The sequence below is a fragment of the Salinivibrio sp. PR919 genome, from assembly GCF_001995355.1.
GTDB lineage: Bacteria > Pseudomonadota > Gammaproteobacteria > Enterobacterales > Vibrionaceae > Salinivibrio > Salinivibrio proteolyticus.
Window position 1 is genome coordinate 1 of record NZ_MUFL01000048.1, and the last position, 26,872, is coordinate 26,872.

Below are 26,872 nucleotides of genomic sequence, written 5' to 3' on the forward strand. Positions count from 1 at the left end.
GTCTGTTGTTTGCAATCCCGGAAGTGGCCTTTGTACGCCATGCCGACCACACCAGTCTGCTCACGGATCAGATTCGCCAAGCGGGTTTCCAATTTGGGGTGGATAACTACGGGCGTAACTTCCAGTCACTCGATTACTTGCAACGCTTCAAGCCTGATTACGTGAAAATCGATTTTGCCTATACCAATAATATCGATGACGATGCTCAGGGACATGTGTTGGCGTCAGTGTGTCGAACGGCCCTCCAATTTGGGGTGGATAACTACGGGCGTAACTTCCAGTCACTCGATTACTTGCAACGCTTCAAGCCTGATTACGTGAAAATCGATTTTGCCTATACCAATAATATCGATGACGATGCTCAGGGACATGTGTTGGCGTCAGTGTGTCGAACGGCCCACAATCTCAACATCACCACCATAGCAACACGGGTCGAAACTGAAGCACAGCTTGCTCGCCTTTCTGAGTTATTCGTGAACGGCTTCCAAGGCTATATCTTCGAGAAATCTAAGGACAGCAATGGTTAAAGATCCGCTGCTACAATCTCTCATCTATGTGTCGCGTTATTTCGGTAACGCGAATTCACCAGACGCATTGGWGTCGGGCTTACCCATTTCAGATGGTTATCTATCGCCCTTTCTCCTTCCGCGCGCCGCCGAGCGCGCTGGCATTGTTGCCAAAGAAGAAACCATGGCCATCAAAGATGTCTCGCCTCTGCTTTGCCCTGCCATTTTGTTGATGAAAGATAACGATGCGTGCGTCTTGCTGGGATTAGATTTAGAGGCAGGCCAAGCAGAGATTGTTCTACCTCACGCGGATATGACCCCTCAATGGGTGATGCTAAATGATCTCAATGACGCCTATGTCGGACGGCTTTTCTTACTTAAAAAACAATTTCGATATGATGAGCGCTCTCCAAAAGCGCAAGTAAAAGATGAAGGCCATTGGTTTTGGGGCACACTTTGGCAGTCTCGCCACATCTATCGCGATGTGCTGATTGCCTCTCTATTCATCAACGTATTTGCCATCAGCGTACCGTTATTTTCACGGCTGGTTTACGACAAGATAGTCCCAAACCTTGCGTTTGATTCCCTCTGGGTGCTGGCGAGTGGCATATTCGTCATTTTCGTTTTTGACCTCTTGCTCAAACTCCTGCGCAGTTACTTTATTGATATATCGGGTAAGAAAACTGACTTGCTGATCTCTTCACGTATCTACGCCAAAGTGATTGGGATCAAGATGGAAGCACGGCCGCCGTCCGTAGGCGCGTTTGCAAGGCATATGCAAGAATTTGAGTCTATCCGAGAATTCTTTACCTCTGCCTCCATTTCAACGCTCATCGACCTCCCCTTTGCGTTGATTTTTCTCTTCGTCATTTGGCTGGTCGCAGGTCCTCTGGTGATTGTGCCCCTGATTGCGGTCTCCTTGCTTATTATCCACGCCATGCTGATTCAAAAACCGCTACGGCGCACAATTGAAGAAGGCACGCGTTTATCGTCCCAAAAGAATGCCAACCTGATTGAAAGCCTCGTAGGCCTAGAAACGATTAAGATTTTTGGTGCCGAAAGCCAGTTTCAATACCGCTGGGAAGAAGCCGTGGCGCATATGGCGAATTGGAGCATCAAAACTCGACGCTTGACCGATTCCGTCCACAACTCTGCAAGCTTTGTCCAACAGTTTGTCGTGGTCAGTATGATAGTGTTTGGTGTCTATCAAATCGCGGAAGGCGCCTTGACCATGGGCGGACTGATAGCAGCCAGCATGCTCAGCTCTCGCGCAGTCGGCCCCCTGGTTCAGCTTTCTTTACTGTCAACGCGCTATCACCAAGCTAAATCCGCACTAGATATTATCGAACAGCTCATGGCCCTTCCCACAGAGCAAGTGGAGGGAAAACGCTACATTCATCGTCCGATGATGCGTGGTAAAGTCGAGCTTGATAACGTTGACTTCCACTACCCCAACGCCACCTCTCAAGCACTGCGTCGCGTCTCGTTTACCATTTACCCTGGAGAAAAAGTCGCAATCATCGGCCGAGTGGGCTCTGGGAAAACAACCATCGCACGCTTGTTGGTGGGGCTCTATCAACCGACGTCGGGGTCAGTGGCTTTTGATGACACTGACATTTCCCAGCTCCATTACATTGATGTACGTCGTAACGTCGGTTTTGTGCCTCAGGAGCCGACTCTCTTCTATGGTTCAATTCGTGACAATATTACTCTTGGGCAGTCACTTGCCGACGATATCGATATTATGGATGCAGCGACACGAGCGGGAGTCCTCGCATTCACCCAATACGATTCAGCCGGTTTAGAGCGTCAAGTGKGTGAAGGTGGAGCATTGTTGTCAGGGGGGCAGCGACAAGCTGTCGCGCTCGCACGCGCGCTGTTAGGCCGACCACCCGTGATTATTTTGGATGAACCCACCAGTCAGATGGATAACCGCACCGAGCAGTTCATTAAGACCCAGCTCAAAGACCTTCGCCGGGAGGAGACGCTAATTCTGAATACCCATAAAACCGGTATGCTCGATGTGGTTGATCGCATCATTGTGATGGAACAAGGATGCGTGGTTGCTGATGGGCCGAAGAAGGCCGTTTTACAAGCATTAAAAGAAGGGAAAATAAGGAAGGTGAGTTAACCAGTTTACAGTGTAAACTCGCGATTAAGCTTTCGCTTGATAAGGTTTAAGCTGAATTTTTGTATTCTCATACATCAAAATAGAAGGACCGTGCTCAGAGTCGACAGAATGCTTTTCTTCCCCAATAGTGCAATGCACGCGACTCAGAAGAGACTTGGTCGCGACAATTGTTGCCTCTCGGTAGCCCGCCGCAATTTGTGCATCCGTTACTTCAATCTCATACTCAATGCTGTCTATTTCTTCAAAAAGATGATCGCGCGTGGTGGTAATACGCTCTACCATCGCCGCATCACGCTTTTGAGCCGGTAAAGCTTCAAGTTTCGCTTCTGCAGCTTTAATGCGGTTAAGTTGCGCTTTTTTCTCTTCCCATTGTTTATTGAGATCGACCACTTCACGTTTCAATAACGCCAAGCGTGAGAAGCAATGAATATATGTGTGTGCCCCTGCACTCGCCCCGATGATCACCGCCTCAACTTTTTCACCCACTTCGTGTTTACCCCCTGCAAGTGTCCCTTTTCGTTTGGTGGCATCGGCAATTATCAGAGATTTCCCCACATGGGTTTGGCAATGCATCGCATGCAGCGTGAGTTCGAGATTATGGTTGGCACACAAGGTGGCATACTGCGCAAACTTAGCTACGATGTTGCCTTCAGCCACGAGAGTACAATTGATTTCTGAGYCAGAGGCGACTTGGCGGCCGATAATGCCATTTTGTACGATAATGTCTCCGCCTGCCGTAATGGTGCATGACTCAACCACACCACCGACGGTAACCGTGCCGGTTGCGGTTACTTTCATTCCAACTTCGACGTCGCCTTTAATCACCACACTCCCTTCAAAATTAACGTGCCCCGTCCCCACATCGACCGCGTCCAAACTCAAGGCATCATCCACCGCAACACCGTCATCCAATAAACGCGGGATACCTGCCATGGTTGCCACCAAGATATTAGGGTCTTTATTACTAAATTCACTACCATCATGCGCATTAAGCGTCATGGGTTTGCCCGGAGTGGTCGGTAATACTGAACCCGTCACGGTGAAGCCTTCGTAACCGGCGGTTTCAGGCACCAGCTTGGCGAGCGGCTGACCATTTTTCACCATCACCATCTCACCGAGATCACGCATGTCGACTCGCCCGTCATCACGCTCTCTTGGTCGACGAACGCGGTCGGCGGGATCTTCAATTAAATAAACGATATGGGCATCTTCACCCGGCACTGGCTGACGACCAAACGCAACCGGGACATCTAGATATTCACCCGGCTTTAAGCGGCCGGAAGCTGAGAGGAGTTTTTGTAAGGTAGGTTTTTTAATACCACGCACAATGTTGGCTTCACGCAACGTCGAAAGTATGTCATTTGCTTTAAGACCATTCCCCCCACAGGCACCATTCACGACCAGATAGGCTGTCATTTTATCGTCAGCAATACGTGCTTCGACTGTCGCATCACGACTTTCTGCGATAATGATTTCTTCAGACTCATCGTGCTCTGTGCTGTCATTGAGTTTTGCGAGCGCTGATTGAATCGTATCGTCAAAGCAAAAGAAACTACCGACCTGGTTGGCAACCAACCAGTCTTTGATTTGATGTTTATCAATCGGCTCATCACCTGGATGACGCCCGCCTATTGATAGATATACTCGTTGTCCATCCTGCGATATACGTAGGATTTCGTCTAGCATCTTGGTCCCTGCCTATTAAGTCCTTTTGGAAACGATATCGTCAACGCGAAACAATCCTCGTCATTGGTTTAAACCTTCATCGAGGCGACATCTTTCAGGTAGCTTCTTATAAACTAGCTGACATTAAACGCAGCCGCGCGCAATTGTCTCATTAATAATAAATTATAGGGCTTTTGGCACACATGGAAGTGGGGTCACGTCTAAAAGCGTGAGGAAGTAAGCGTTTATCATAAAAAAGTGTGAGGATGCGGTGAGGTGCATACGCCTTATTGCATATCACTGACTCGGGCCAGAATAGATGCTATCTAGCGCGAAGGTATCTTTGTCACCGTTAAAGCTGAGCGTAGGCATCGCGTTTTGGCAATGATTTACAGTGTAAATAGGGGCAGCGGTATGAAGTCAAATTTACACTGTAAATAGGGGCTAATTATCCAATCGAAAAGCCACGTAATCACGCAGGGCTTTCTCTGCCGCCTTCTTACCTGACAGATTAAACCGAGCACAGACAATTTGCCAAGAAAGGCCTTGTAGGACTTTACTGGTTAATAGCGCCTCGCGCCAATCCCACTCGACAGGCGACGTTGACTGAAATGTCCACCGAGTCCAGGCTTGCAAACTCCCAATCGCCGCTTCAGTGCCAACACCGCCGGCCGCATACCCCTGCACTTGACGAGCCTCCGCGTTGGTTAGCGGACGAGCGGGCATGAATGCGACTAGTGTCGCCGCAATATTCGGCTCCAAATTCTGGTGTGCGCTCATCAATAAAAGGGGCAAGCTTTGCTGAAAAAGCGTCACGGCTTCTTTCATCCATGTCATCGTCTTTACCGGCCTAATTAACTGCAATGAGTAACATCCGCTAGCCTGGTCACGCTTCATGCCAAGTTTGACCGGTTCAAAACCCTGCTTCTGCCAAAAGTGAATAAGGGCCTTTGTCGCCCCAAAACTGGTGCCTATACAGGTTATATTTTCTTTCGCGGCTTGCTGTTGAAGATGCGTCAGTAGTCCACTTGCTACACCGTGCCGACGCCATTCAGGAGCGACCGCAATGCGCTGAATACGCCATAGCTTGTTCTCTAACACCTTCTTGTCTCCAAGGTGAGTCGCCAATGATTGTGCCAGTAAGTGCCCGCGAATACGGCGAGTGCCTGCAATCACTGCCTCACTTAACGGAGTTGAAAAGCCTCCCTCTTCCGCCACCACCACAACGCCAATCGTATATTCACCTTGCTTGGCAACGACGATATGCAAACTATCATCATCAAGCAACAAGGCTAAATCATTGGGCGATGTTTGATAATGGGCCGTCATCAACAAAGAAAATAGCGTGACCAACTCTTGTTCATGATGGAATAAATGTTCAGCGCTGAGCGTTTTAAACTGTACAGCGCTATCCGCACACGGTTCCACCTTTGGTGGTATCACATCGTGAGCTACATTGAGTAGGAAAAGCTGATTCAGACAGGTCTCTACCGGATCGCCTTCGGCCCAACGCATGGGTTCGGTTAGGGTGAGAGAGCGCCACTGTGGCTGTTCTTCATCGAGGAGCGCGCGTAATCTAAGCGTAAAGGCGCGACCCGTTCCTTCATAACCATGCTCGGTACTGGCGATGGCGACACGGCTATACTGACGAAGGATCTGACTAATCATTGGCAGTGGAATAGCTGCCGCCTCATCAACGAGAAGAAGATCGGCGTCGGGGCATTCTCGCAGCAACGCATCTGGCGCGACAAAGCGAATACGACTACCTTCAACACCAACATCGAGCCCATTCACATCCGTTGTACCCAGCTGCTGTTTGGCATGGGCAAACAAGGTAGTGACATTGGCGGGAGTTGGCGACGTCACCACAATTTGTCGCGGCGCTTGTAAGGCTAACTGCGCTGCCGCTATTCCCATCGCCGCGGATTTGCCACGCCCACGATCCGCAGTCAGCAATAAAGGGCGACGGCGATGCCCAGTCACTACCTTTTTTAATCCGTTAATTGCATCCTGTTGTGAAACGAGATGAGATACGTCGGATAAAGGCGGAAGGGTGGGCGCCCGCCAGCCTTGATGTGAAATCCAAGCCACACTGTCCGTATTTTGCAAAAGCCCAAGCATTCTTCTGACCGATAACGGTAACGTCGCCACATCGTCAGCCACCTGTAAGATGATCAGTGAACCGGCTCGACAGCAGCCACTGATGGCACAGAAAGCCTCGCTATTAAATTTATCATCAACGTCTACCAACAGGTGGCCACACTCTTGCCCCAACCATTGTTTGGTTTGCCGCCAGCTGATGACATCTGGGAGATCCTGACTTCCTACGCGACGCACTGACGCTTCTCCTAACGCTAAGAGAGTCTCAGCCACCGACCGCTCTGAGACCACCAGTTGACGATGCGAGCGGGCTTGGGCTGTTTCAATCAGTTGAGAGAAAAACTGGGACAACAGAGAAGTGGCCGACATGAAGTGCCTAATCGAGTAGCAAACAATAGGCTGATCATAACTGAAAGCAAAAAAAACGGCACGCAATGCGTGCCGATATTCAATCGTGAGGTCGAGGCTTATGCGTTATCGAGCTGCTCTTTAATCAATGCAAGAATACGTTCGGCTTGCTGATCATCAATCTTTTTAAGGTTGATGCTTAAACTACTGCCTTTGCGTCGATACGCCGCACGGCCTTCTACTAAGGTCGTTGATTGCTCTTTTTGCTTCGCTTTTGGCGCAACTAACTCATCCTTGAATTGCTCAATATGCAAGGTTACTTCTCGGGTAATACGCGTCACGCCCTGCGCATCCACTTGTTGCCACAACGGGGTATTTCCCAGTTTCTCCAATAGTGCTTGCTGTTGACTGTCGTCTAAGCCAAAGAACAAGCGATGTAACTTCACTATAGTCGGACGGCCAAGTTCGGCGACACTCGGATAGGCTTGCAGTAATGGTAAGGGTAGGGCAGCGGCTTTCAACGCACCACTGACCAATGCTTCACTGCACTGACAGACAGTTGCCAGCGCTTTTTGATCAGCCACTTCGCCACTATCCAACATGGCTTGCATCTCTTTGCCTCGCTCATACAGCGATAAAGGCTTATGCGCATTAGCGACATCGGAGAGAAATTTTGCATGACGCGTACTGATACCTTTCGCGACATAAACGAGGAAGTCTTGCTCTGCAATCAAGCACGACATGCGACGGCGGCTACCGTCCAATACCTCAATGCGTCCATCATCTAACCAACGTCCCACCGCGGGGTATTGCTGACCGCGGTCTTTGAGCGTGGTGAGAATATCTGATAGCGCGAGCTCATTAAGAAACGACTGCTCTCGCGCGTTCTTATCAAATACCGTGGTTTTCTCAGCGATATCTGCCGCCGGTACTTTAATTAACTCAAATTCAACAGTATGTTCACCGGCCACGGCCAGCTCAATCACCGCTGCTTTTTCGCTAGCCGCTTTCTGCGCTTCTCGCGTGGTGGTTGCGCGTCGCTTATCGGCCTTAGCAAACAAACGTGCATTCAAATCGGAAGTTTTAATCGCCATTTTTATTTATCACTCCTGATTGAGCAATGCCCAGTGACTATGTAGCACGCGCTCAAGCTCAAGCCCAACACGATGCACCGCTTCTTGCGCAGTTGATAGCGTCTTCTTACCTCCCTCAAAGTCTTGCGAGGTCAAATCAAAAACAGTGCTATACGTATCTGCACAGGTCTCAAACGCGCGGCTTCGTGGAATCGTCGCCATCATCACTTGGTCACCCAAAAGGTAGTTCATTTCAGTCAACACTGAAATTTGCTTTTTATTGTCATCTTCAAACATAGTTGGCATCAAGCGCACAAACTCGAGACCATGCCAATCTTCAGGGAACATTTCATACACTTGAGGTAAGTGCTGGAAAAAGTTTACCGTTGATGCCCAATCTAAACGCTTGGCGGCACACGGGATCACCAACGCATTCGACGCATACATCGCATTCCAAACGAGGGGATCGATGTGCGGACCCGTATCAATCATGATCACGTCGAACTCATCACTGATAGGGTCAATAACCTTCTCTTTGAGCAATTCGACGACATCGAGCGACTGACTACTTGCCAATGCTTGCCAAGCTTCTGCGTTGAACATGGCATCTTCAGGAAACGCAGCCATGGTTTTTAAGTTTGGATATTGCGTCGGCAGCAAGACATTACGCATCATAAAGTCTTTATCTGCCGCTTGGGGGGTATTATCCAGCATGACATCGACCGCCGAATAAATCCCTTCCTGTTCCGTCAGGCTGATTTGTGGATTAAGGAACAGACGCAACGACCCTTGGGGATCCAGGTCAATTAAACAAATGCGATAGCGCTTTTCCAAGTTTAATGCCATACAGGCCGCGAGGTGCACCGCACTCATTGATTTACCCGTTCCGCCTTTCTGGTTCTGGATGTTAATCACCCACGGCTTATGGGCTTTTCCCTTACGCTCATGAAAAGAGGGGACATTGGCCGCATCCATGATTTTATGAGCTTCATCTAAGGTAATCGAGTAGTGGTTTGCATTGTTCTTGGTGAACTGATGCCCTTGCTGCTCCATACGAGAAATTGCTTCATCTAGCTTACGACGGGTTAAGCCAGATCGGGTTTCCATCAACGCTTTTGACATTGGTGGAAACAACTGATCATGTCGCTCTTCCATCACAATTTCGACGCGATCAGACTGAACTTGTTTCGTCTGCGCAGCGATATTGCGAAGGTTTTCAATCGTCTTTTCCCTATCCATCTTCTTTTCGCCATCATGAGGAATAATTGGCGATTGTACAGCACTAATAAGTAAATACAATAAAAAGCTGAACAGATAGCAATCAAATAAAGATCCTGCTCACAATTGTTATTCCAGCGAATATAAGGGCAGTTTTGGCCGCCAGAATCAGCCTACTCGTGTAGGAAAAGCGCCAAATATTTAAAATGTCACACTGTCACTTATTTACAATGTAAACGGAAACATTTCACGGAAGCCTATTTCATGATGGACAAATTACGGATAGTGTCATTTCAATTCTAATTGTCTGTCTGACGATACTCCACGAGTCACCTTTCTACCTCGCTTGATGCTATTAGTAACCTTTAACATGGCTTTTGATCATTTTTCCCTAAAACATGATCAAGGCAGATGCGATGTAAAGCGTAGTAACCTTGATCATGCTTGCGCTATCAGTGTCCCTGTTAAGGAACGATGATCAAGTGACATATCCGTTGAATTTGTCGGCAAATGGACGCTCAACAACACCGCTGAACACGGAAAAATGATCAAGTGAACCACAACAAACGGACTCTTCCCTATTCTAACCGGAACGATGAAGCTAGATGGCTAAAATACGGTGAATGTCAGATACAACAAGGGATCGCAAAGGATCGTATCACCATTCCGCGGCTATAGTAGGCTCACAATCATCGCTACGTATACGATCCAACAGCACGATCGCCATCATGATCATTGTTCCGCAAGTCGGACACATATCTCAGCCTCGCTAATCTACTGTGAATGTCATTTCAATTTTAAGACCAAACGCTCCCTATCCGTCCTCGTCTGGTGACAATCTCACCAATATTGACCGGGAAAGCTGGAAATGACGCTAGCTTGATCATAGTTCCATACCATAAACAGCCGCTATCCCACGTATTTTGGCTAGGATAATCACACAAGGTAATACTTGCCTGTGGATAAAGTGTGTGTGGGCCATGATCATAGTTTCAATCGATTGATGATCATCGCTTCGCGCCATTGATGATCATTGATACGGGCATTACATGATCATCGTTGGAGACGTATGTTGATCATGCCTCCGACCTTGTGTTGATCATGCTTTCGAGGGTGTCAAAAAATAAAACTCTAATAAACAAACACTTAAATAAAAACCGCCTCATGGATCAGTAGATCAGATCATCAAATTAGATCAGTTAAATCATAAAGATCAGTTAAAAGCGCCAATAAAAAAGATCTTTCTTTTATGATTTTTTTTTATTAGGATTTACCTGGAAGTATGGTCAGTTTACGGTCTTTGCTTATTTGACTATTCTCGCTCTTCAATGAGCAAGCTATCGGGAAAGGAACGAACTGCACATGAGCAGCACCAAACCAGAAAAAATACTGATTAAAGCCCCACGATCGCACAAAGACGGGCATCTTTTTGAAGTGCACGCTCAACTTGTTGACTGGCTTGCTCAATATGAGCATTTTAAAGGGGTAACCAAAAGTATTCTTGAGTTACTGAACCTGATTTCAGTCCGTGGTTTTTCCTCCCGAGATGGCTATGTATCAACCACAGAATTGGTCGATGCCACTGAAGGCCAACTCACCCGTGCCGCGATTCAGCAACGACTGCGAGCGGCTGTCAGCCTAGGGTTATTCATCCAACAACCGGTGCGGTTCGAGGAAGGCTTAGCAGGCAAAACCATGCTTCATCGCTTCGTCAATCCTAGCCGTTTAATCTCTACCCTCGGTAGTGCGGGATTAATGACAGAGAAAAGCCGTGATGTGGTCAAACAAAAACGCTCGAAAGCATTGGCACAAAATCAAGTGAACCGCCAACTGCTCAGTGAGCATGGGCTAGGCACGCCTCCTACCATGCCGGATGAGAAAGATCAGATCTTGGTATCGCCGACCAGTTGGGCTGGGATCATTGACCAAGCATTGGCACCGCCGCGAACGAAAAAAAGTTACCAAAAGTCGATGGTGGCGATCAGTGGCACCAAAGCGATCATCGAGACACGCTCAGCGAAGTCTATCATGACGGTGGACGATCTGATGACCTTGTTCGCGCTATTTACACTGACAGTGCAATACCATGATCATCATCTGCCCAGTTATGAACTGCAGACCCAAACCATTGGCAATAAGACGCCAATTTATATTACGGACATCCTGCAGCTGCGTGGTAAGAAAGACAGTGGTCCAGCGCGAGATGCTATCCGTGAAAGTATCGATCGGATTGAATTCACCGACTTTCAGTTGCACGAGCTGACGGGACGTTGGTTGAGCGAAAACATGCCGGAAGGGTTTAAAAGTGACCGATTTCGGTTCTTGGCTCGCACCATCACAGCGTCAGAAGAAGCCCCAAAAGAAGGGGATGATGGTGAAGTGAAAATCAAACCGAATCTGTATATTTTGGTTTGGGAACCGTCGTTTTTCGAAGAATTGATGACTAGGGACTATTTCTTCTTGTTCCCCCCCGAGATCTTGCGTCAGCATACCTTGGTCTTCCAGCTGTATTCGCTCTTCAGAAGCCGTCTGTCGCGTCGTTTAGAAGATTCCTTGTTGCTGAGCGAGCTAAACCAGAAAATGGCGAGAAACATCGAATGGCGCCGTTTTTCGAGCGATCTCATTCGAGAGCTTAAAAAGCTGGCTGATGGGAAGGTGACGGATGATGTGTTTGCGGTGAATCTGTGGGGGTATCATCTGACCCTTACTCGCGAGGATGATAAAAAGTATCCTGACTACCGGATGGATATTAAGTGCAATGTGGATGAAGTGATCCGCTATTCACGGGCCAAGATGTATAACGAAGGTAAACGATCGCTAGCGCCGACCATGCCGAACCCGCTGCGTAATGAGATTTTACCCAAACAAGACCTTGATCAGCTTTCCGGGATCATTGATGGGGAGTTTGAACCCATTCAACGCAAAGAAAAATCCAGCGGTCGGTTAGGGCGGCGTGTAAAGTTACGCAAGCATTTGGTTGAAGTGAACGCGGATGAGCTTACGATCGTGTTGTCGAAATATACCTCGGAAGAAGCCCTGCAACGCAGTATCACGGCGTTATCCGCAATGACGGGGCATCCAGCGTCTGTGATCACGGAAGAATGCCAAGGCTATTTAGAAAAGCTGGATTGGCTGATGGTGGGTGAGAATGTGGTGCCGTACGAGACGCTAAGCCGTACCATTGAGTTTTATAACCAACAGCAGCAAGAGCGTCATCTTTCCATCGAACGACTGATCTCAGGCTTAGCCGTTCGTCGTAAAGTCTGTCAGCGCGTGTATGAAGGCCATTTAGATGGGCAAGTATTAAGCGTACTTGATGAGATCGCCTCAGGGCGTTGACCTTACCGTTTATCATGTCAATAAGGATTAGCAGTAAGTTAACCAAGCGCTGACAATTGCCAAAGTAAGGACGATATACTCAATCTCGATAGATACCTTTGTCCTATTTGATGTCCTCGTCGACATCCTTTGGCACTTCTCTCGCCAGCGGGCCCTTGCCCGCTTTTTCTTTGTCTGAACAACACCTCCTAGCATAAAAGCCCAGTCAATTAGGCGTTTCATTGGTGAGTTTACAGTGTAAACTGCCTGCTTTTGCTTCATTGATTTTTGTTGTTTGGGAGATCTATGCCTGTTTTCTTGCCCTTTGCGGCAGTGTCGATTTGGGCGATGAATACCATCGTCAACAAGATGGCGGTGGTGGTGATTGCTCCCGGCGCCATGGCTTTCTATCGATGGTTCTTTGCGATTTTAGTGCTTACTCCCTTTTGCCTGCCGACTTTATGGCGACAACGACGTGCGGTGTTTAAATTAGCACCTCGCCTAGCGGTGTTGGCGTCACTGGGTATGGTGATCAACCAATCGGTCGCCTATTTCGCAGCACAAACGACTACCGCCACCAATATGGCGTTAATTATGTCGTTGGTCCCGCTGCTCAGTTTGCTATTTAGCGTATGGTTTTTGAACCAACCTCTAACACGTATCGCAATCGCTGGCGCGATATTGTCCTTTTTTGGACTTGGGTATATGCTCACCCAAGGTCAGCCCTTGGCGCTGCTTGAAAGCGGTGTCACTGTCGGTGACGGACTCATGTTGATTTGCGCGTCTGCTTATGCCTTGTATTGTGTATTACTCAAACGCTGGCCGATGTCGGTTTCTAATTGGGTTTCTGTGTATGTACAGGCATTGTTTGCAGTATTGATGCTCTTGCCTGTGCTTTATGCCGCGCCCAGTGCTGATATTGTTCCCGACGCATATCCCTTGGTGGGCTTTGCGGCCGTTGGCGCGTCGGTGTTGGCGCCTGCATTGTGGCTTAATGCGATCGCGCTCAATGGCGCTAGCCGTACCGCGATGTACATGAACTTATTACCCGTACTCACCGCAGGCATTGCCATGATATGGCTTGATGAAGTATTAACGTACTATCACCTCATTGGTGGCAGTTTGGTGCTTCTCGGCGTTGGATTATCGCAACGATCTACCCATCCAACACGCTGACAACCGTCTACACTTGATAAATGAGCGTAGTATCAACCTAGGGTGTTGATAGGAGGTGAGCGATGTGGTGGTTAATTGAGTTAGATTGGATGCCTTTATGGGTGACGCCTGCGCAAGGCCGCGTGAAGTCATCGGCCTCATCACCGATTATTTGGTAGTGAACCCAAGGAGAAATCGTTACGAACATGGAAGTGAAGGAAATGGAGACGCCGCGGGTAACGATTCGACCCGCCTTTCGTCGTGAAGCGGCCTATTTCTGGCGTCAGATTTATCACTCTCGCGCGTGGAAGCAGTTTGACGCGCCTTATATTCCTCTCGAACCTGTCTCATTTTGGTCCTTTCGGTTTGGCCTGTTCCGACGTTTTATTGTTGGCGACAGCGCCAAAGTCATTTGTGTGGATGAACGTCCTGTGGGCTATGTGACCTTCTACTGGGAAGACAAACGCACACGCTGGCTTGAAGTGGGGATCACTATTTTTGACCCCGCCGATTGGGGTAAGGGAATCGGCCGCCGCGCGTTGACCTTGTGGGTGGATGAGTTATTTCGCTGCCAAACGCTTAACCGGATAGGGCTGACTACTTGGTCAGGGAATCCGGGCATGATGCGCTGCGCGAAGGCGTTAGGTATGAAAGAAGAAGGCCGGTTGCGTTCGGTGCGCTTCTTTCAAGGTGAGTACTATGATGCGTTACGTTTCGGTGTGCTTCGCGAAGAGTGGTATGGGTTACATCACGCCTCTACCCAGCCTGGGATCCATAGTGTCTCTTTAGACGCCCAACCCGCGCCGCTTGCTGCAGCATCAACCATGCACAAGCATCATACGCTGGTATGATGCTGGCATCACTTGTTTGTCGATGGCGTGACTCTCAAGCGGGCGTGATAATACATAGCCTTGCAAGTAATCACATTGATGAGCACTCAGCCAAGCAAGCTGTTGCCGTGTTTCGACCCCTTCTGCGACGACACGCAAATCAAGCGCATGGGCCATGGCAATAATCCCACGACACAAAGGGGCTGCTTTGCCGGTCGGCTGATCGATATCCATGATAAAGCTGCGGTCCATCTTCACCACACTGAACGGATATTGGCGCAATAACGATAACGACGAGTAGCCCGTACCAAAATCATCCAGATAGAGCTTCACGCCCAACTGATGGAGACGATGGAGGTTTGTCGCGACACACTCGGAGTGTTCCAGCAAGGCGGTTTCTGTCATTTCTAAAGCTAAGCACTGAGGTGCAAATCGATGGCGTGTGAGCAAGTCCGCAATGTCATCCGCAAAGGAGCTTGCTTGGCATTGCTTAGCGGAGACATTAACCGTAATTGTTGGGCACTGATCGGTAGGCAAGCGCTCACTCCAGTTATCAAGTTTAAGCGCGACTTGCTCCAATACCCATTCGCCCAATTCGATGATATAGCCGGTTTCCTCTGCGATAGGAATAAACTCAGCGGGCGAGATAGTCCCGAGGGTTGGATGGTGCCATCTTAATAGCGCCTCGGCGTGGCTAAGTGTTTCATTTTTTCCATCGAAAATAGGCTGATAAGCAAGCGAGAACTGATGTTCGGCAAGAGCCTTTTTAAGATCTTGCTCGACAATAAAGCGGTGTTGCACTTTGGCCAGCATCGCAGGTTGAAATATCGCGAGACGCTCTCGCGTAAGCTTGGCGTGATACATGGCAATATCGGCTTGCTGAATAATATCAAGCAACGAGGCATTGGCGTTATTCACTGTCGCGATGCCGATACTGGCACTGATATTGAGAACATGCTCGTCAACGGAATAAGGCTGACTCAATGCGCGAAGCAACTGTTTGGCTTTGGTTTGTGCCAATGCCAATGCACAATCTTGCTCGAGCAAGACAATAAACTCGTCGCCACCAAAGCGAAAGATACGCTCATCGGGGATGTAACGGGTTAATCGCGACGCGACACGTCTAAGTAAGGTATCGCCGACCACATGCCCGAGAGAGTCATTAACGGCCTTAAAACGATCGAGGTCGATAAACAATAGCGTAAAGCTTGTCGCGCGTTGGGCTTTCAACATCGCCAGCATACGTTCCAGCATGCTATCGAGCGCCGCACGATTGGACAGCCCAGTTAAACTATCGTGCCGAGCTTGATGATACAGCTGGCGTGTTTGATTGGTTACCAGTGCCTGTGCCAGCGTGAGTCTGTTCGCATAGGACCAGAAACTCGCCAAAATAGATAGCCCCAACGCAAGCACCAAAATGCCGACTAAAATGGCATAGCGACTTGCAGCACTTCGAGATTGAATATCAAAGAACTGAACCACCAGCCCCTCTTCGCTACCGGGAATGGCAATAAGATCGGTATCTGCGCGTTGATTTTGCCAAGGATGCAGACGCGCGGGTGAATGGGTGGAAAAAAGCTGCTGATGCCCAAACGCTTCCTTGGCTATCATTGCCATTGCTGGAGCTGGGGTGTCGCCTTGCCAAAGTGCCGGGAAAAAGGAGTTGAAATACAAGGTGGTCGCAAGATAGCCCCGCAACTGACCATCAGGTTCGGTAATCGCGGCAAACCAGCGCACACCGTACCCATGCTGATCACTGATGAGCATAGCCTCTGGTTGGCGTTTGAAATAGGCACGCTCCATGGTCACCGTGTTGTCACATTGGGCATCGGCACGCCAACCCAGATAGCCATTTTCTTTTGCTTTAGGCGAAACATAAAGTGCGGGGAAGGTGTCGTTACGCATTACCCATTGGCATACTTTGCGGCTTAATGGCGGATAAGGCTGAACCGGATGACGTTGGGCAAAAACATCACTGAGCTCAGCACGGTTCACGCGAGGCAACCACATCACACTATCAATCCCAGCATTATCTCGGGTATGGGTATCAATGAATCGGTGAAATGCCGCTTGGGAAGGGCCAGCTTCTTGCTGTAAAAAGAGTTGCGCAGAAAGTTGTAGCTGATAAATATGTGAAAAGGCTTTGCTGAGCACATGACGCTGTTTTTCAACTTGTACCGAGAACAAACCGTGTTGACGCTGTATGTCTAGCGTGTAAACCAGCCAACTGGATAACCCCGCCAGCGCAATAACCACGCCGAATCGCCAAATAGGCTGTGATCGCAAAAAGCGCATAATCAAGAAAACAACGTATGACAACCAATGAGGCGATAAGGATAAGGTGCCTCGATGACAGTTTTGATGGCATTTTGTGTCATTTCTGTGAACGCTTGTTTGGACACCGGGTKATGACGGCGATCGGCTTCGTCAAAAATATGACGTATTTTTTATACAGTCATCAGGTCGGTATCACTGGACGCAACAACGCAAAAATGTGATGTGAATCACTCATTGGTTAGTGGCTTGATTAGGAAACGAACTTTTGAAAAGGGTGGTTGATTATTCATTCTTCTCGCGCAGATTCGATACATTATGCCTGATCTTTCGATAGGGGATCACGACCTTCTCTGCTAACTTCTAGTGAGTCGATGGATGACACACTCTCGACAACACCTCTGTTCCTGCCGAGTAATAACACATTGATTGTGGGGGAGTTCCATGAAAAAGTTGGAGAATGTCTCTGCGGTATGTTTCGATCTAGATGGGACCTTAGCGGACCCATTTGACGACCTTGTTGACGCGATATCGGGCATGTTGAAAGGGCTCGATCTACCATCTGAAGATCCGAATACGATCAAAGATTGGATCGGTGATGGCGCAGATTTGTTGATCCACCGGGTGTTAACACGCCAGATCAATGGCCGCGTGTCAGATGCGGTCTTGAATCAGGCGCGCACGCTTTTCTTGTCCTCTTATCTGGGCAAAAAACCGCCAAAAACACGACTCTATCCGGGCGTTCTCGAGTGCTTGAAAGGACTGGCACGCCGACAGCTTCCCATGATCTGTACCACGCACATGCAAACCGTTCACGCCAATAGTTTGTTAAAAGCGCTCGGCGTGAGCCACTTTTTCACGCGGATTGTGGGGGCTGATGCGATTGCCGCCTTGCAATCGGGCCCCGATGCCATCTACGAGGCCGCGGCGATTTTGCGCGTTGCGCCCACGGAGCTATTGGTTGTTGGGGATGCAGTGAATGATGTTCAGGCCGCAAGGTCGGTCGGATCGCCTGTTGTTTGCGTGACTTACGGCTATAATTACGGAACAGAGATAGAGAAAGCGCGTCCCGATCTGACCCTTGATACACTCGCGACGCTGCCCAATATCATAGAAAAGCCGATGCATTCACGCGAACAGGGACCAGCAACTACTGTTCCATCGCATCCGGTCATCGCGTCGCCTTTGCCGTCTCACACCTTGCGCCGGGGAGGTGATACGCCATTCCGATAAACGGTCAGGAGGGAAGCGTGAAAAACGAACTAGATCCTGCATATCTACTTCGCGCCTACGAGATAGTGACTCAGTTTGGAGAAAAAACCAAAGAGGGACATCGCCTAGATGGTATTGAAGCCTTCTCAGATTATGACGGCTACACCATTTATTTAGCCGGAAATGGCGTACAGTTACGGGTGGGGTTTCACAATACATATCACCTGGATTATGAGCACGAAAACCTTAAAACGCAGTTCTTGAATAAGGTCGATGCCTTGGTGAAAAACTATCGACAGTCGTGACCAAACATTCGATAAACGCCCCGCCATGGGGCGTTTTTTTTGGCCGATGATCAGGATTTGTTATGGATAATCAAATCGTTAAGAAAAGCCGTACCGACAAACAGTGCGCAGTGACAGGCACGGATGCTCACTATCAAGCACTCGTGGCGAGTGCAGCCGCTGCCATTTTGGTGATTGATGAATCAGGTGTGATTATCGATGCCAATCCCTACACCCACACGTTGCTTGGCTATGACCACCGGCAACTGGTGGGCAACAATGTGGAATGCTTGATGCCGCCAGAGCATGAGGGTAAGCATCAGCATTATCTGATGCAATACCTTACCGGTGGTGAAGCAAAAGTGATTGGAACTGGGCGGCGAGTTAAGGCCCGTCATGTCGATGGGCACCTCGTCCCTGTACACCTTGCGGTCAGTGAAGTACAGATAGACAATCGGCGTGAGTTTATCGGCATCATGTCTGATCTCAGCGCGCTCACGCAGGCGCAAGCGAGCGTAAAACACGAGCGCAACCAGCTAAAAACCATCATCAATGCGATTGCTAATCCAGTGTTTGTCCGTGAGCTAGGCGGGCGATATACCATGGCCAATCATGCGTGTGTCCAGGCCGTTGGGGTCGATAATGTGGAGGTGTTAGCTGATGCCTTTGCGCAGTTATTACCCGAAGGAGGACGAGAGACACTCAACGCGCTGGATCATCAACTGACCATGAATGGCGAGCCGGTGCATACCGATGTAACTCTGAACGATGGCCGCACCTTTAAGCTGGCGAAAACCCTTATCCATCACCTTGAGGGTGAGCCATATGCCATTGTGACTGTCGCGTACGATGCCACCCCACTTCTTAATGCCATGAAAGACGCGGAGCGGGCGAACCAAGCGAAAAGTGACTTTCTTTCTGCAATGAGTCATGAATTACGCACCCCGCTTAACTGTGTGCTTGGCTATGCACAATTATTAATGAATGCGACCTCGCCAGCGTTAGAGGCCACTCAGCAACAATACGTGGCACAAATACACCAAAGTGGCCGTCATTTACTCACCCTGATTAATGATGTGCTGGATCTTGCCAAAATCGAGGCGGGAAAAATTTCCCTCAACCCGAGCTGGGCACCTTTGCGTCCGATGATTTGCGAGGCTGTCGATTCGCTGTTGCCCCTTGCTCATCGCCAGACGGTGAGTTTGCGCCATACCTTACCGGACGCACTTAACGGCGATATTTACGTCGATGTGACCCGATTTAAGCAAGTGCTGATCAACCTCATTAGCAATGCAATTAAATACAACCATGCCGGTGGCCGTGTCACGGTATCGACCCATCAGCAAGCCGAAACGATAACGATCGCGGTGACGGACACAGGCATTGGCATTGAACAGGATAAGCTGAGCGCGTTATTTGAGCCTTTTAATCGCTTAGCGGCCGAGCATACCCATATTGAAGGGGCAGGCGTGGGGCTTGCGGTCACACAGCAATTGATTGCGCAAATGCAAGGTGAGATCACCGTGAGCAGCGAAGTCGGAAAAGGGAGCTGTTTTGCCGTCACCTTTCCCTACCGTGGCCAGTCGTTGACCGAGATAGCGTCTTCACCCACGCCGTTCACCCTTACCCAGCCGCATCGAGTGCTTTTTATTGAACCAGACGTTGCRCAGCAACGCTTAATGGCCGATTGGTTCGAAGACTGGCCGTTACTGACCTTGACCTGTGTCCATGATTTATCGTTGGCAGCCGCGATGGCGCATACCACACCGCCCTCACTGTTCATGGTCAGTTATGCGGTGCTTGATGACACGGCAGATCAGGTTCAGTCGCGACTCGGGGAACGGCCCATGATCGTGGTTAACGTGCCGGACTCTGAATCTATGCAATCGCACAGCGACAGCATTGTGACGTTGGCATCACCGGTATCGGGTGCGGCGTTGGGCCGAGCGATGCAAACACTTTTGGAGGACAGGGCATGACACGAGAAAAATCCCAAGCGCAGATCCTGATCATTGATGATCGACCGGAGAATGTCGACTTGTTGACTGCCATGTTGCTGCAATCTGGCTATCAACACATCACAGGCCTTAACGATCCACGCCTTGTGACCGATTACCTCTCCCCGGTCCCCGATTTAGTGTTGCTTGATATGCGTATGCCACAACGCTCGGGGCTGGATGTACTCGATCTGTTGAACAATACGCTCGGTGAGCACTGTCCCCCGGTGATGGTGCTCACTGCCGATAGTGATAACAATCTGCGCAACCAAGCCTTATGTCGTGGGGCCATTGATTATCTCACCAAGCCGTTTGATCACCATGAAGTGCTCCAGCGCATCCATAATATTCTCCATTTTCAATTCAAAACCCTGAAAGAGCGAGATCAAGCGGCGCGTTTGCAGATGTTAGTGAATAAGCAAACCGCGGCATTACGTACCTTGTCTTTAACCGATCCCCTAACCAATCTACCCAATCGACGTGCGCTGGTGGATGCGGCTGAACGTCAACTCGCAAAGGGGATGGTGACCGTGTTTATGATAGCGTTGGATGGGATGGAGGCGGTAACACAGCATCAAGGCCACTTAATGACAGAAGCGCTGTATAAGCACCTTGCAGGGCTGTTGGCTAGTAGCTCGGTCGCAAGAGGTCGGCGTATTGGTGTCTGGGACAACACACGTTTGGTGATGTTAGTGGAAGGAGATATCACCGCCATTGACGCACTTGCCAAGCGGATGTGTCGATTATTGAGCGGGCATCACACCCTTGATGGCCGTTTGATGTCGATGCACTGCCATGTGGGAATAGCTCAAGCGGAAGGGGAGCATCACGATGTGGAGCAACTCTTTCGCCAAGCGATTCTAGCCATCCCGACCGATGACACCGAAGTGGGTCATTATCGCCAAGAGTTGGATGCGCAATCGCAACGTGAGCATATGATCCGCAATGGACTTAGCCCGGCTCTTGAACAAGGAGGGTTGTCTTTGGTCTTTCAGCCCAAATGGGATCTCAATACTGGCACCATGGTAGGCGCTGAGGCGTTATTGCGTTGGCGTCATCCGCAACTGGGAGCGATCAGCCCGGCCGAGTTTATTCCCATTGCCGAGCGAAGTGCCGATATGATCCAACTCGGCGATGCAGTTTTTTCTATGGCGTTGCGCGCGCTGGTCCGTTGGCGAGAGCAATACACCTTGCCCGAGGCGTTTCACTTAGCCATCAATGTCTCTTCCCAGCAACTTCGCCACGGTTTTGCCGACAGCATTCTTGCCCGCTGCCAAGCGCTGGAAGTACCCACCCAAATCATTCAGCTTGAGGTTACTGAATCGGCATTAATTCGACATATGTCGGTGGCGCTTAAAGAGTTACAACAGCTCCGTGATGCGGGGATGCACATTGCGCTTGATGATTTTGGCACAGGCTACAGTTCATTGAGCTATTTGAAACAGCTTCCTGTGGATTGGGTGAAGCTTGATCGTAGCTTTATTCAAGACCTTGCATCCAACGCCAGTGACAAACACCTTGTTGGCAGCGTGATCGACCTAGCGCATGGGTTCGGCCACGGTGTGGTGGCCGAAGGCGTGGAAGAAGTTGGCCAGCAACAGATTTTGCAGCGTATTGGCTGTGACCAAGCGCAAGGCTTCTTGTATGCCAAACCGCTGGGGTCAGAACAGTTTGAACAGCTTCTGCAAACCGGATGTGAATGCCCAGCGACGGCTATCAGTGCGCCCGTGTCTGGATAGCCGTGGTCATCATCGGATTAGAGATGAGGCTTGCGCTTTATCCGTAGGATGCATATCCTGAACACAGTTAGTCGGGGAGCAAGTAATTGCTGAGACTGCGAAAGCAGGACCCGTAGAACCTGATCCAGTTAGCACTGGCGGAGGGAACTGACACGATCAGCGCACAAAGTGACGCATACTGCCTCATTTTGTCTCCTTCCGCCCCTGATGATTAAGGGGCCAATATGAACCTATCTCCACCTGTTATTCTCACCATTGCCGGCTCAGACAGCGGTGGTGGCGCGGGCATTCAAGCCGACATTAAAGCGATTTCAGCGACCGGCGGCTATGCGTGCTCGGTGATCACTGCGCTAACCGCGCAAAATACCTGCGGTGTCGAGGCCGTCTTGGCGGTTGAGCCCGATTTTGTGCGCGCCCAATTAGATGCAGTGTTATACGACATGCCGGTGCGTGCGGTGAAAATCGGTATGCTGGCCAATCAAGCGATTATTCGTGAAGTCGCTGCTGTGCTGGCACGGTCGCCACACTTACCGGTGATTTTAGATCCCGTAATGGTCGCGACCAGCGGCGACCCTTTGCTCGACGAGCAGGCCATGAGGGCGTTGATTGAAGAGCTTATTCCGCGAGCAACGGTGCTCACTCCCAACTTGCCGGAGGCCGCTCGCTTAACCGGTCGGCCTGTGCCTACCTCTATAGAGCAAATGCATGAGCTGGTGCCGGCACTTCGCCATCTAGGCTGTCCTTACGTGATGCTCAAAGGGGGCCATTTACATCACGCCCCTGAAAGCGTCGATATGTGGATTAGCCGAGATACCTGTCAAACCTTGCGCGCACGCCGCATTGAAACTACCAACACCCATGGCACCGGATGTTCACTGTCTGCTGCAATCGCCTCGTTTTATGCCCAAGGGATGACGCCTATCGAGGCCGGGCGAGCGGCTAAGCAGTATTTGACGGAGGCCTTAGCGCATAGTCAGCAGCTAACGGTCGGAAGAGGTGCTGGGCCGGTGCATCATTTTTACGCTTACCCTGATAATTTGTGTCTGTCGCCAGCAGAGCATGCTGTCGCGGAATTGCCCTGAGACGAGATGGAAACGATCCGCTGCAACCCAAGTGGGGCAGCGGCATCGAAAAGAAAACAGCAAAGATGCGTTGGACGCGTCCGTTAGGCGGCAGACCAATGTGGTAAACGCTCGGCGGCGATATAAAAGATGCGATCGCCCGGTGCCACTTCAGTGTGTAGGCGAGGGTTCAGAGTGATCCCATCGCCTTTGTCGAGACCAATTAAGGTTGCATCATACTCATGCTTTAATTGATTAAACAAGGTGCCGACATCGGTTGCACTCGCATCGGTGGGGTAGCGGGCACAGTATTGGGTCATCCCTTGAGCCGTGCTCAATAGCTCGTGATGTAATTGGCTTGAACCGGGATCAACGGCCGCTTTTGCCAGCATTTCCACCGACACAGACGGCACACATTCAGCGTGCGGATAGTGCTGCTTCAATATTTGGCTGAGTGCATCATCTTGAAAATACGCGAGTAAATGGGCAGAAGGGTTTTTGTGAGCGCAGAACAGCGCCGCAGAAAGCGTGATATCGTCTTCTGGGTTATCGATAATAATACTCGCGGCACTGTCGATGCCGGCGCGCGCGATGCCCTCGGCATCAGTAAAGCTGGTCACGCGCACAAACTCTACCTCGCCAGGCAGCGGATTTTCCATTTCAGGACGGACACAAAGCACGATCGGGCGCTCGCCATGAATACCGCTTTGCAATAAACGGATTAACTGAATGGTACGCTGGCCGTTCCACCCCAAAACTAAAATATGATTTTTCACAGTAAGACTCCGTTTTCCTTGTAATCCACGTCGCCAATAATCCACCAAGGCACTGGTCACATGCCCAATCACCACCGCAAACAGACCGAGTCCACCGGGAATGATCCAAAAGGCGGTAATCCACTGTCCTGCTTCGGTGGCGGGCGAGTAATCGCCATACCCCACGGTAGAGGCGGTGACCACTAAGTAATAGATGTAGCGACTGAGTGACTGAGTCATCTCAGTTTCACCCGCTGATTGTAAAAGCAGCCAGCCAATGATGCCGTAGGCGAGTACGACCAATCCGAGAATACGCCCGTTTAAATGGGCGAAGTGGCTGATAATCCAACGTTTAAAAAGCAACCAAAAGGTCATAGTGTCTCGCTCATTCGCTATGGAAACGCCAGTATGAAGGGATTTTTTATGGGTTTACAGTGTAAATCAACGCATTGGCGTTGAGAGGATCACAGTTTAATCGATTACAAGCACATGCGTATGTATAAGGCGTACAATATGTATATTAACAACTCGGAGGGCTTCGCGTGTTTACATCTCGTCGTCAACTCGAACAAGAACAACAAAAACGTACTGAATTACAGCTAAAACTGGAGCAAGTCAATGCCCAGATAGACGCGCTGCACAGCGAAAAGGCGGCGTTAGAATCGGAGCTGGCCGTGGTACAGAAAAAACGCCAAACCGGTAAAGCGATCGACGCTAACCTGTGCCATTTTGGTGATTCGATTACCTCGACCCAATCTTCGCTGGCGACTCTGGCAGAAACTATTAATGGTGAAAAAGAGCGTGTGACGGAGGTGAGCCATCAGGCGGCGTCATGTGCCGAACAAGTCAATGATCTTGCTCGCCATGTGCAGTCATTATCCGCGCAATGTCAGCAATCGTCGGAAGCAATTCGTGCTCTTGACCAACACGCACAGGAAGTCAGTGGCATTGTGAACTTGATTCGCGATGTGGCTGACCAAACCAATCTGTTGGCCCTGAATGCGGCGATTGAGGCAGCCCGAGCTGGCGAGCAAGGGAGGGGATTCGCCGTGGTGGCTGATGAAGTCCGTAACCTCGCCGAACGCACCTCCACCGCTACGCAAGATATTACTCAGCTGGTGGAGAAGATTCGCGCCGGGAGTGGGCATGCGTGTACGCTAACCGATCAGCTTGCCAGTGAAGCGATCAAATATAGCGAGCAAGGCCAACAGGTGGCAGATGCGATGGCGACGCAAAGTGAGCAGGCGCAGCACAGTCGAACCACCATTAAAGCATCTGCATTGCGTGCCTTTTGTGAACTGGCAAAACTCGACCATATCAGTTTTAAGTTTGCGATTTATCGTGTGGTGCTCGGTGAAGATAGCATGAACGCCGATGATGTGACCGACCATACCCAGTGCCGCTTAGGGCAGTGGTACGATCGCGGCGAAGGACGACAGTACTTCGCCCAGTTACAAAGTTTTAAAGCTATCGCCGCCCCTCATGAGCAAGTACACACTCACGCGAAAGCGGCGGTAGCAGCGTTTCATGCACAGCAACCCGAGCAGATGATCGCGGCGCTAACAGGGATGGAGAATGCCAGTATGACGGTGATTGATAAACTTGAACATCTGGCGATTGAAGGCAGCGAAGAAGTCGCGTAACACGATGAGTGTGAAATAACGACACAGATGGTAATCTCATCCTAAATCAAGGATAAAAAGCCGAAGGAGGCTGAAGTTRCCATGACGTCGATTGCATTACTCGATGGTGGCCTAGGGCAAGAAATTTATCAGCGAGCGCCACAAGTGAGCTCACGGCTTTGGTCGGTGGCGGTAATGTTAGAGCATCCGAATATTGTTAAAGACGTACACAAAGACTTTATCCGGGCAGGCGCCAAAACGCATACTCTCAATACCTATCCGGCCACCCCAACACGCTTGGCGAAGGCGGGGTTGCTCGATAGCATTGACACCATCTATCGGCAGGCCTTTTTTGCATTGCAACAAGCTATCGACGAAACCGGCGAGGACGTTGATATTGCCGGTTGCTTACCCCCTCTAGTCGGCAGCTATCTCGGTCAGCCCCAGCGTAGCTTTGAAGACATGAAAGCGGAGTTTGCCCATATTGCGCTCCTACAGCCTGACGTGGACGTCTTTCTTATCGAAACCATGAGCAACACACTCGAAGCGCGCGCAGCCTGTGCCGCCGCTCGCGAGCAAGGTAAGCCTTATGGCGTTGCATTTCGTCTCGAGGCTGATGGTAACTTGCGCTCTGGCGAGTCGCTTAACGAGGCAATGCGCGCCGTGGCCGACTACGCCCCCACAGCGGTGATGCTTAATTGCTGTGATCCAGCCGTATTGACCACTGCAATGCCACACATGGCACGGAACTATCACACCGTGGGTGGCTATGCCAATGCCTTTAAATCTGTGGATGATATGGCCAAAGGCAGCAAAGCCGATGCGCTAGAGGCCCGTGAAGATCTCTCTCCGCTAGTGCACACCGAACGCGTACAACAATGGATCGCCGACGGTGCCCTCGTCGTCGGCGGCTGCTGCGAAATCACCCCCGCGCACATCCAACACCTCACGCAAACCCTTGAACAATCTCACGAGATCATCAAGTTTTCGCAGCTGGGAGAGCGTTAGATAACTCGTTCCCACGCTCCGGCGTGGGAATGCATACCGAAGCCGACGCACCTCTCGTTCCCACGCTCCGGCGTGGGAATGCATACCGAAGCCAATGCACCACTCGTTCCCACGCTCCTGCGTGGGAATGCATACCGAAGCCGACGCACCACTCGTTCCCACGCTCCGTCGTGGGAATGCATACCGAAGCCGACGCACCACTCGTTCCCGCGCTCCGGCGTGGGAATGCATACCGAAGCCAATGCATCACTCGTTCCCACGCTCCCGCGTGGGAATGCATACTGTAGCCGATGTACCACTCGTTCCCACGCTCCGGCGTGGGAATGCATACCGTGGCCGATGCACCACTCGTTCCCATGCTCCTGCGTGGGAATGCATACCGAAGCCGATGTACCACTCGTTCCCATGCTCCTGCGTGGGAATGCATACCGAAGCCGACGCACCTCTCGTTCCCACGCTCCCGCGTGGGAGTATGTAGTGGCTTAGTCTACGTTGGTATTTTTTTCTTTCAATAGCTTCCCGATAGGTGTCAGTATCGCGTCGTTTCCTTGTGCTACCCCCAACGGATTATTAATA

18 protein-coding genes, 1 pseudogene and 1 riboswitch are annotated in these 26,872 nt (G+C 50.2%); of the genes and pseudogenes, 13 read left to right on the forward strand and 6 right to left on the reverse strand.

What is annotated here, in order from left to right:
- On the forward strand, window positions 1–527 hold a 527-nt coding region (locus BZG83_RS10265; RefSeq protein ID WP_158074953.1), incomplete at its 5' end, for an EAL domain-containing protein.
- Window positions 520–2,637, forward strand: coding sequence for a type I secretion system permease/ATPase (locus BZG83_RS10270; protein WP_077480390.1), 2,118 nt, complete (start codon window positions 520–522; stop codon window positions 2,635–2,637). The genes BZG83_RS10265 and BZG83_RS10270, both read left to right, overlap by 8 nt.
- Window positions 2,638–2,661: 24 nt before the next feature.
- On the opposite strand, the gene BZG83_RS10275 is transcribed toward BZG83_RS10270, so the two are convergent.
- The 4 genes from BZG83_RS10275 to BZG83_RS10290 all read right to left on the reverse strand — a co-directional run bounded on the left by BZG83_RS10275 (window position 2,662) and on the right by BZG83_RS10290 (window position 9,062).
- A complete protein-coding gene (locus BZG83_RS10275) occupies window positions 2,662–4,323 on the reverse strand; it encodes a DUF342 domain-containing protein (RefSeq protein ID WP_077480391.1) in 1,662 nt (553 codons plus the stop codon).
- Between the two features lie 423 nt (window positions 4,324–4,746).
- A complete protein-coding gene (locus tag BZG83_RS10280; RefSeq protein WP_077480392.1) occupies window positions 4,747–6,771 on the reverse strand; it encodes a GNAT family N-acetyltransferase in 2,025 nt (674 codons plus the stop codon).
- Between the two features lie 98 nt (window positions 6,772–6,869).
- Window positions 6,870–7,844 carry a ParB/RepB/Spo0J family partition protein gene (locus BZG83_RS10285; RefSeq protein ID WP_077480393.1) on the reverse strand — a complete coding sequence of 325 codons (975 nt, stop codon included), beginning with the start codon at window positions 7,842–7,844 and terminating at the stop codon, window positions 6,870–6,872.
- 9 nt (window positions 7,845–7,853) lie between these two features.
- Window positions 7,854–9,062, reverse strand: coding sequence for a ParA family protein (locus BZG83_RS10290; protein ID WP_069586764.1), 1,209 nt, complete (start codon window positions 9,060–9,062; stop codon window positions 7,854–7,856).
- Window positions 9,063–10,403: 1,341 nt separating this feature from the next.
- Here BZG83_RS10290 and BZG83_RS10295 point away from each other — a divergent pair.
- The 3 genes from BZG83_RS10295 (at window position 10,404) to BZG83_RS10305 (ending at window position 14,365) form a co-directional block, all read left to right on the forward strand.
- The gene (locus tag BZG83_RS10295; RefSeq protein ID WP_077480394.1) at window positions 10,404–12,380 is read left to right on the forward strand and encodes a replication initiator protein RctB domain-containing protein; all 1,977 of its coding nucleotides are present in this window, start codon (window positions 10,404–10,406) and stop codon (window positions 12,378–12,380) included.
- Between the two features lie 285 nt (window positions 12,381–12,665).
- The gene (locus tag BZG83_RS10300) at window positions 12,666–13,535 is read left to right on the forward strand and encodes a DMT family transporter (RefSeq protein ID WP_077480395.1); all 870 of its coding nucleotides are present in this window, start codon (window positions 12,666–12,668) and stop codon (window positions 13,533–13,535) included.
- Between the two features lie 185 nt (window positions 13,536–13,720).
- Complete coding sequence (locus BZG83_RS10305; protein WP_241828288.1) at window positions 13,721–14,365, forward strand: GNAT family N-acetyltransferase; 645 nt, start codon at window positions 13,721–13,723, stop codon at window positions 14,363–14,365.
- Here BZG83_RS10305 and BZG83_RS10310 read toward each other — a convergent pair.
- The gene (locus BZG83_RS10310; RefSeq protein ID WP_158074954.1) at window positions 14,333–16,600 is read right to left on the reverse strand and encodes a bifunctional diguanylate cyclase/phosphodiesterase; all 2,268 of its coding nucleotides are present in this window, start codon (window positions 16,598–16,600) and stop codon (window positions 14,333–14,335) included. The genes BZG83_RS10305 and BZG83_RS10310 overlap by 33 nt on opposite strands.
- A gap of 462 nt (window positions 16,601–17,062) precedes the next feature.
- Here BZG83_RS10310 and BZG83_RS10315 point away from each other — a divergent pair, with 462 nt between their 5' ends.
- From BZG83_RS10315 to thiD, 5 genes are all read left to right on the forward strand, one after another.
- Window positions 17,063–17,851: an HAD family hydrolase gene (locus tag BZG83_RS10315; protein ID WP_077480397.1), complete on the forward strand. Its 789-nt coding sequence runs from the start codon at window positions 17,063–17,065 to the stop codon at window positions 17,849–17,851.
- 17 nt (window positions 17,852–17,868) lie between these two features.
- Window positions 17,869–18,135, forward strand: a complete 267-nt coding sequence (locus BZG83_RS10320; RefSeq protein ID WP_077480398.1) for a DUF3081 domain-containing protein — start codon at window positions 17,869–17,871, stop codon at window positions 18,133–18,135.
- Between the two features lie 62 nt (window positions 18,136–18,197).
- A complete protein-coding gene (locus BZG83_RS10325) occupies window positions 18,198–20,093 on the forward strand; it encodes a PAS domain-containing sensor histidine kinase (RefSeq protein ID WP_077480399.1) in 1,896 nt (631 codons plus the stop codon).
- The gene (locus tag BZG83_RS10330; protein WP_077480400.1) at window positions 20,090–21,850 is read left to right on the forward strand and encodes a putative bifunctional diguanylate cyclase/phosphodiesterase; all 1,761 of its coding nucleotides are present in this window, start codon (window positions 20,090–20,092) and stop codon (window positions 21,848–21,850) included. Before BZG83_RS10325 ends, BZG83_RS10330 begins: the two co-directional genes overlap by 4 nt.
- A gap of 62 nt (window positions 21,851–21,912) precedes the next feature.
- Window positions 21,913–22,013, forward strand: a riboswitch (TPP riboswitch).
- A 61-nt stretch (window positions 22,014–22,074) separates the two neighbouring features.
- Window positions 22,075–22,932, forward strand: a complete 858-nt coding sequence (thiD, locus tag BZG83_RS10335; RefSeq protein ID WP_077480401.1) for a bifunctional hydroxymethylpyrimidine kinase/phosphomethylpyrimidine kinase — start codon at window positions 22,075–22,077, stop codon at window positions 22,930–22,932.
- An 83-nt stretch (window positions 22,933–23,015) separates the two neighbouring features.
- Here thiD and BZG83_RS10340 read toward each other — a convergent pair whose 3' ends face one another.
- Window positions 23,016–24,041 (reverse strand): potassium channel family protein, encoded by a 1,026-nt coding sequence (locus BZG83_RS10340; protein ID WP_077480402.1) that lies wholly within the window; start codon window positions 24,039–24,041, stop codon window positions 23,016–23,018.
- Between the two features lie 491 nt (window positions 24,042–24,532).
- Between BZG83_RS10340 and BZG83_RS17160 the strand changes: the two are divergent.
- The 3 genes and pseudogenes from BZG83_RS17160 to BZG83_RS10350 form a co-directional block, all read left to right on the forward strand.
- Window positions 24,533–24,868 (forward strand): annotated as a pseudogene (locus tag BZG83_RS17160) (methyl-accepting chemotaxis protein); the annotation flags it as partial.
- Between the two features lie 21 nt (window positions 24,869–24,889).
- A complete protein-coding gene (locus BZG83_RS17165) occupies window positions 24,890–25,309 on the forward strand; it encodes a CZB domain-containing protein (RefSeq protein ID WP_415752733.1) in 420 nt (139 codons plus the stop codon).
- An 81-nt stretch (window positions 25,310–25,390) separates the two neighbouring features.
- Window positions 25,391–26,296, forward strand: a complete 906-nt coding sequence (locus BZG83_RS10350; RefSeq protein ID WP_077480404.1) for a homocysteine S-methyltransferase family protein — start codon at window positions 25,391–25,393, stop codon at window positions 26,294–26,296.
- Window positions 26,297–26,872 lie beyond the last annotated feature (576 nt).

Bases quoted from the DNA above. Each gene is read 5' to 3' on its own strand.
- BZG83_RS10305 (WP_241828288.1), top strand. From the start codon at position 13,721: ATGGAAGTGAAGGAAATGGAGACGCCGCGGGTAACGATTCGACCCGCC.
- BZG83_RS17165 (WP_415752733.1), top strand. From the start codon at position 24,890: ATGGCGACGCAAAGTGAGCAGGCGCAGCACAGTCGAACCACCATTAAA.
- BZG83_RS10300 (WP_077480395.1), top strand. From the start codon at position 12,666: ATGCCTGTTTTCTTGCCCTTTGCGGCAGTGTCGATTTGGGCGATGAAT.
- BZG83_RS10280 (WP_077480392.1), bottom strand. From the start codon at position 6,771: ATGTCGGCCACTTCTCTGTTGTCCCAGTTTTTCTCTCAACTGATTGAA.
- BZG83_RS10350 (WP_077480404.1), top strand. From the start codon at position 25,391: ATGACGTCGATTGCATTACTCGATGGTGGCCTAGGGCAAGAAATTTAT.
- BZG83_RS10285 (WP_077480393.1), bottom strand. From the start codon at position 7,844: ATGGCGATTAAAACTTCCGATTTGAATGCACGTTTGTTTGCTAAGGCC.
- BZG83_RS10315 (WP_077480397.1), top strand. From the start codon at position 17,063: ATGAAAAAGTTGGAGAATGTCTCTGCGGTATGTTTCGATCTAGATGGG.
- thiD (WP_077480401.1), top strand. From the start codon at position 22,075: ATGAACCTATCTCCACCTGTTATTCTCACCATTGCCGGCTCAGACAGC.
- BZG83_RS10295 (WP_077480394.1), top strand. From the start codon at position 10,404: ATGAGCAGCACCAAACCAGAAAAAATACTGATTAAAGCCCCACGATCG.
- BZG83_RS10330 (WP_077480400.1), top strand. From the start codon at position 20,090: ATGACACGAGAAAAATCCCAAGCGCAGATCCTGATCATTGATGATCGA.
- BZG83_RS10340 (WP_077480402.1), bottom strand. From the start codon at position 24,041: ATGACCTTTTGGTTGCTTTTTAAACGTTGGATTATCAGCCACTTCGCC.
- BZG83_RS10290 (WP_069586764.1), bottom strand. From the start codon at position 9,062: ATGGATAGGGAAAAGACGATTGAAAACCTTCGCAATATCGCTGCGCAG.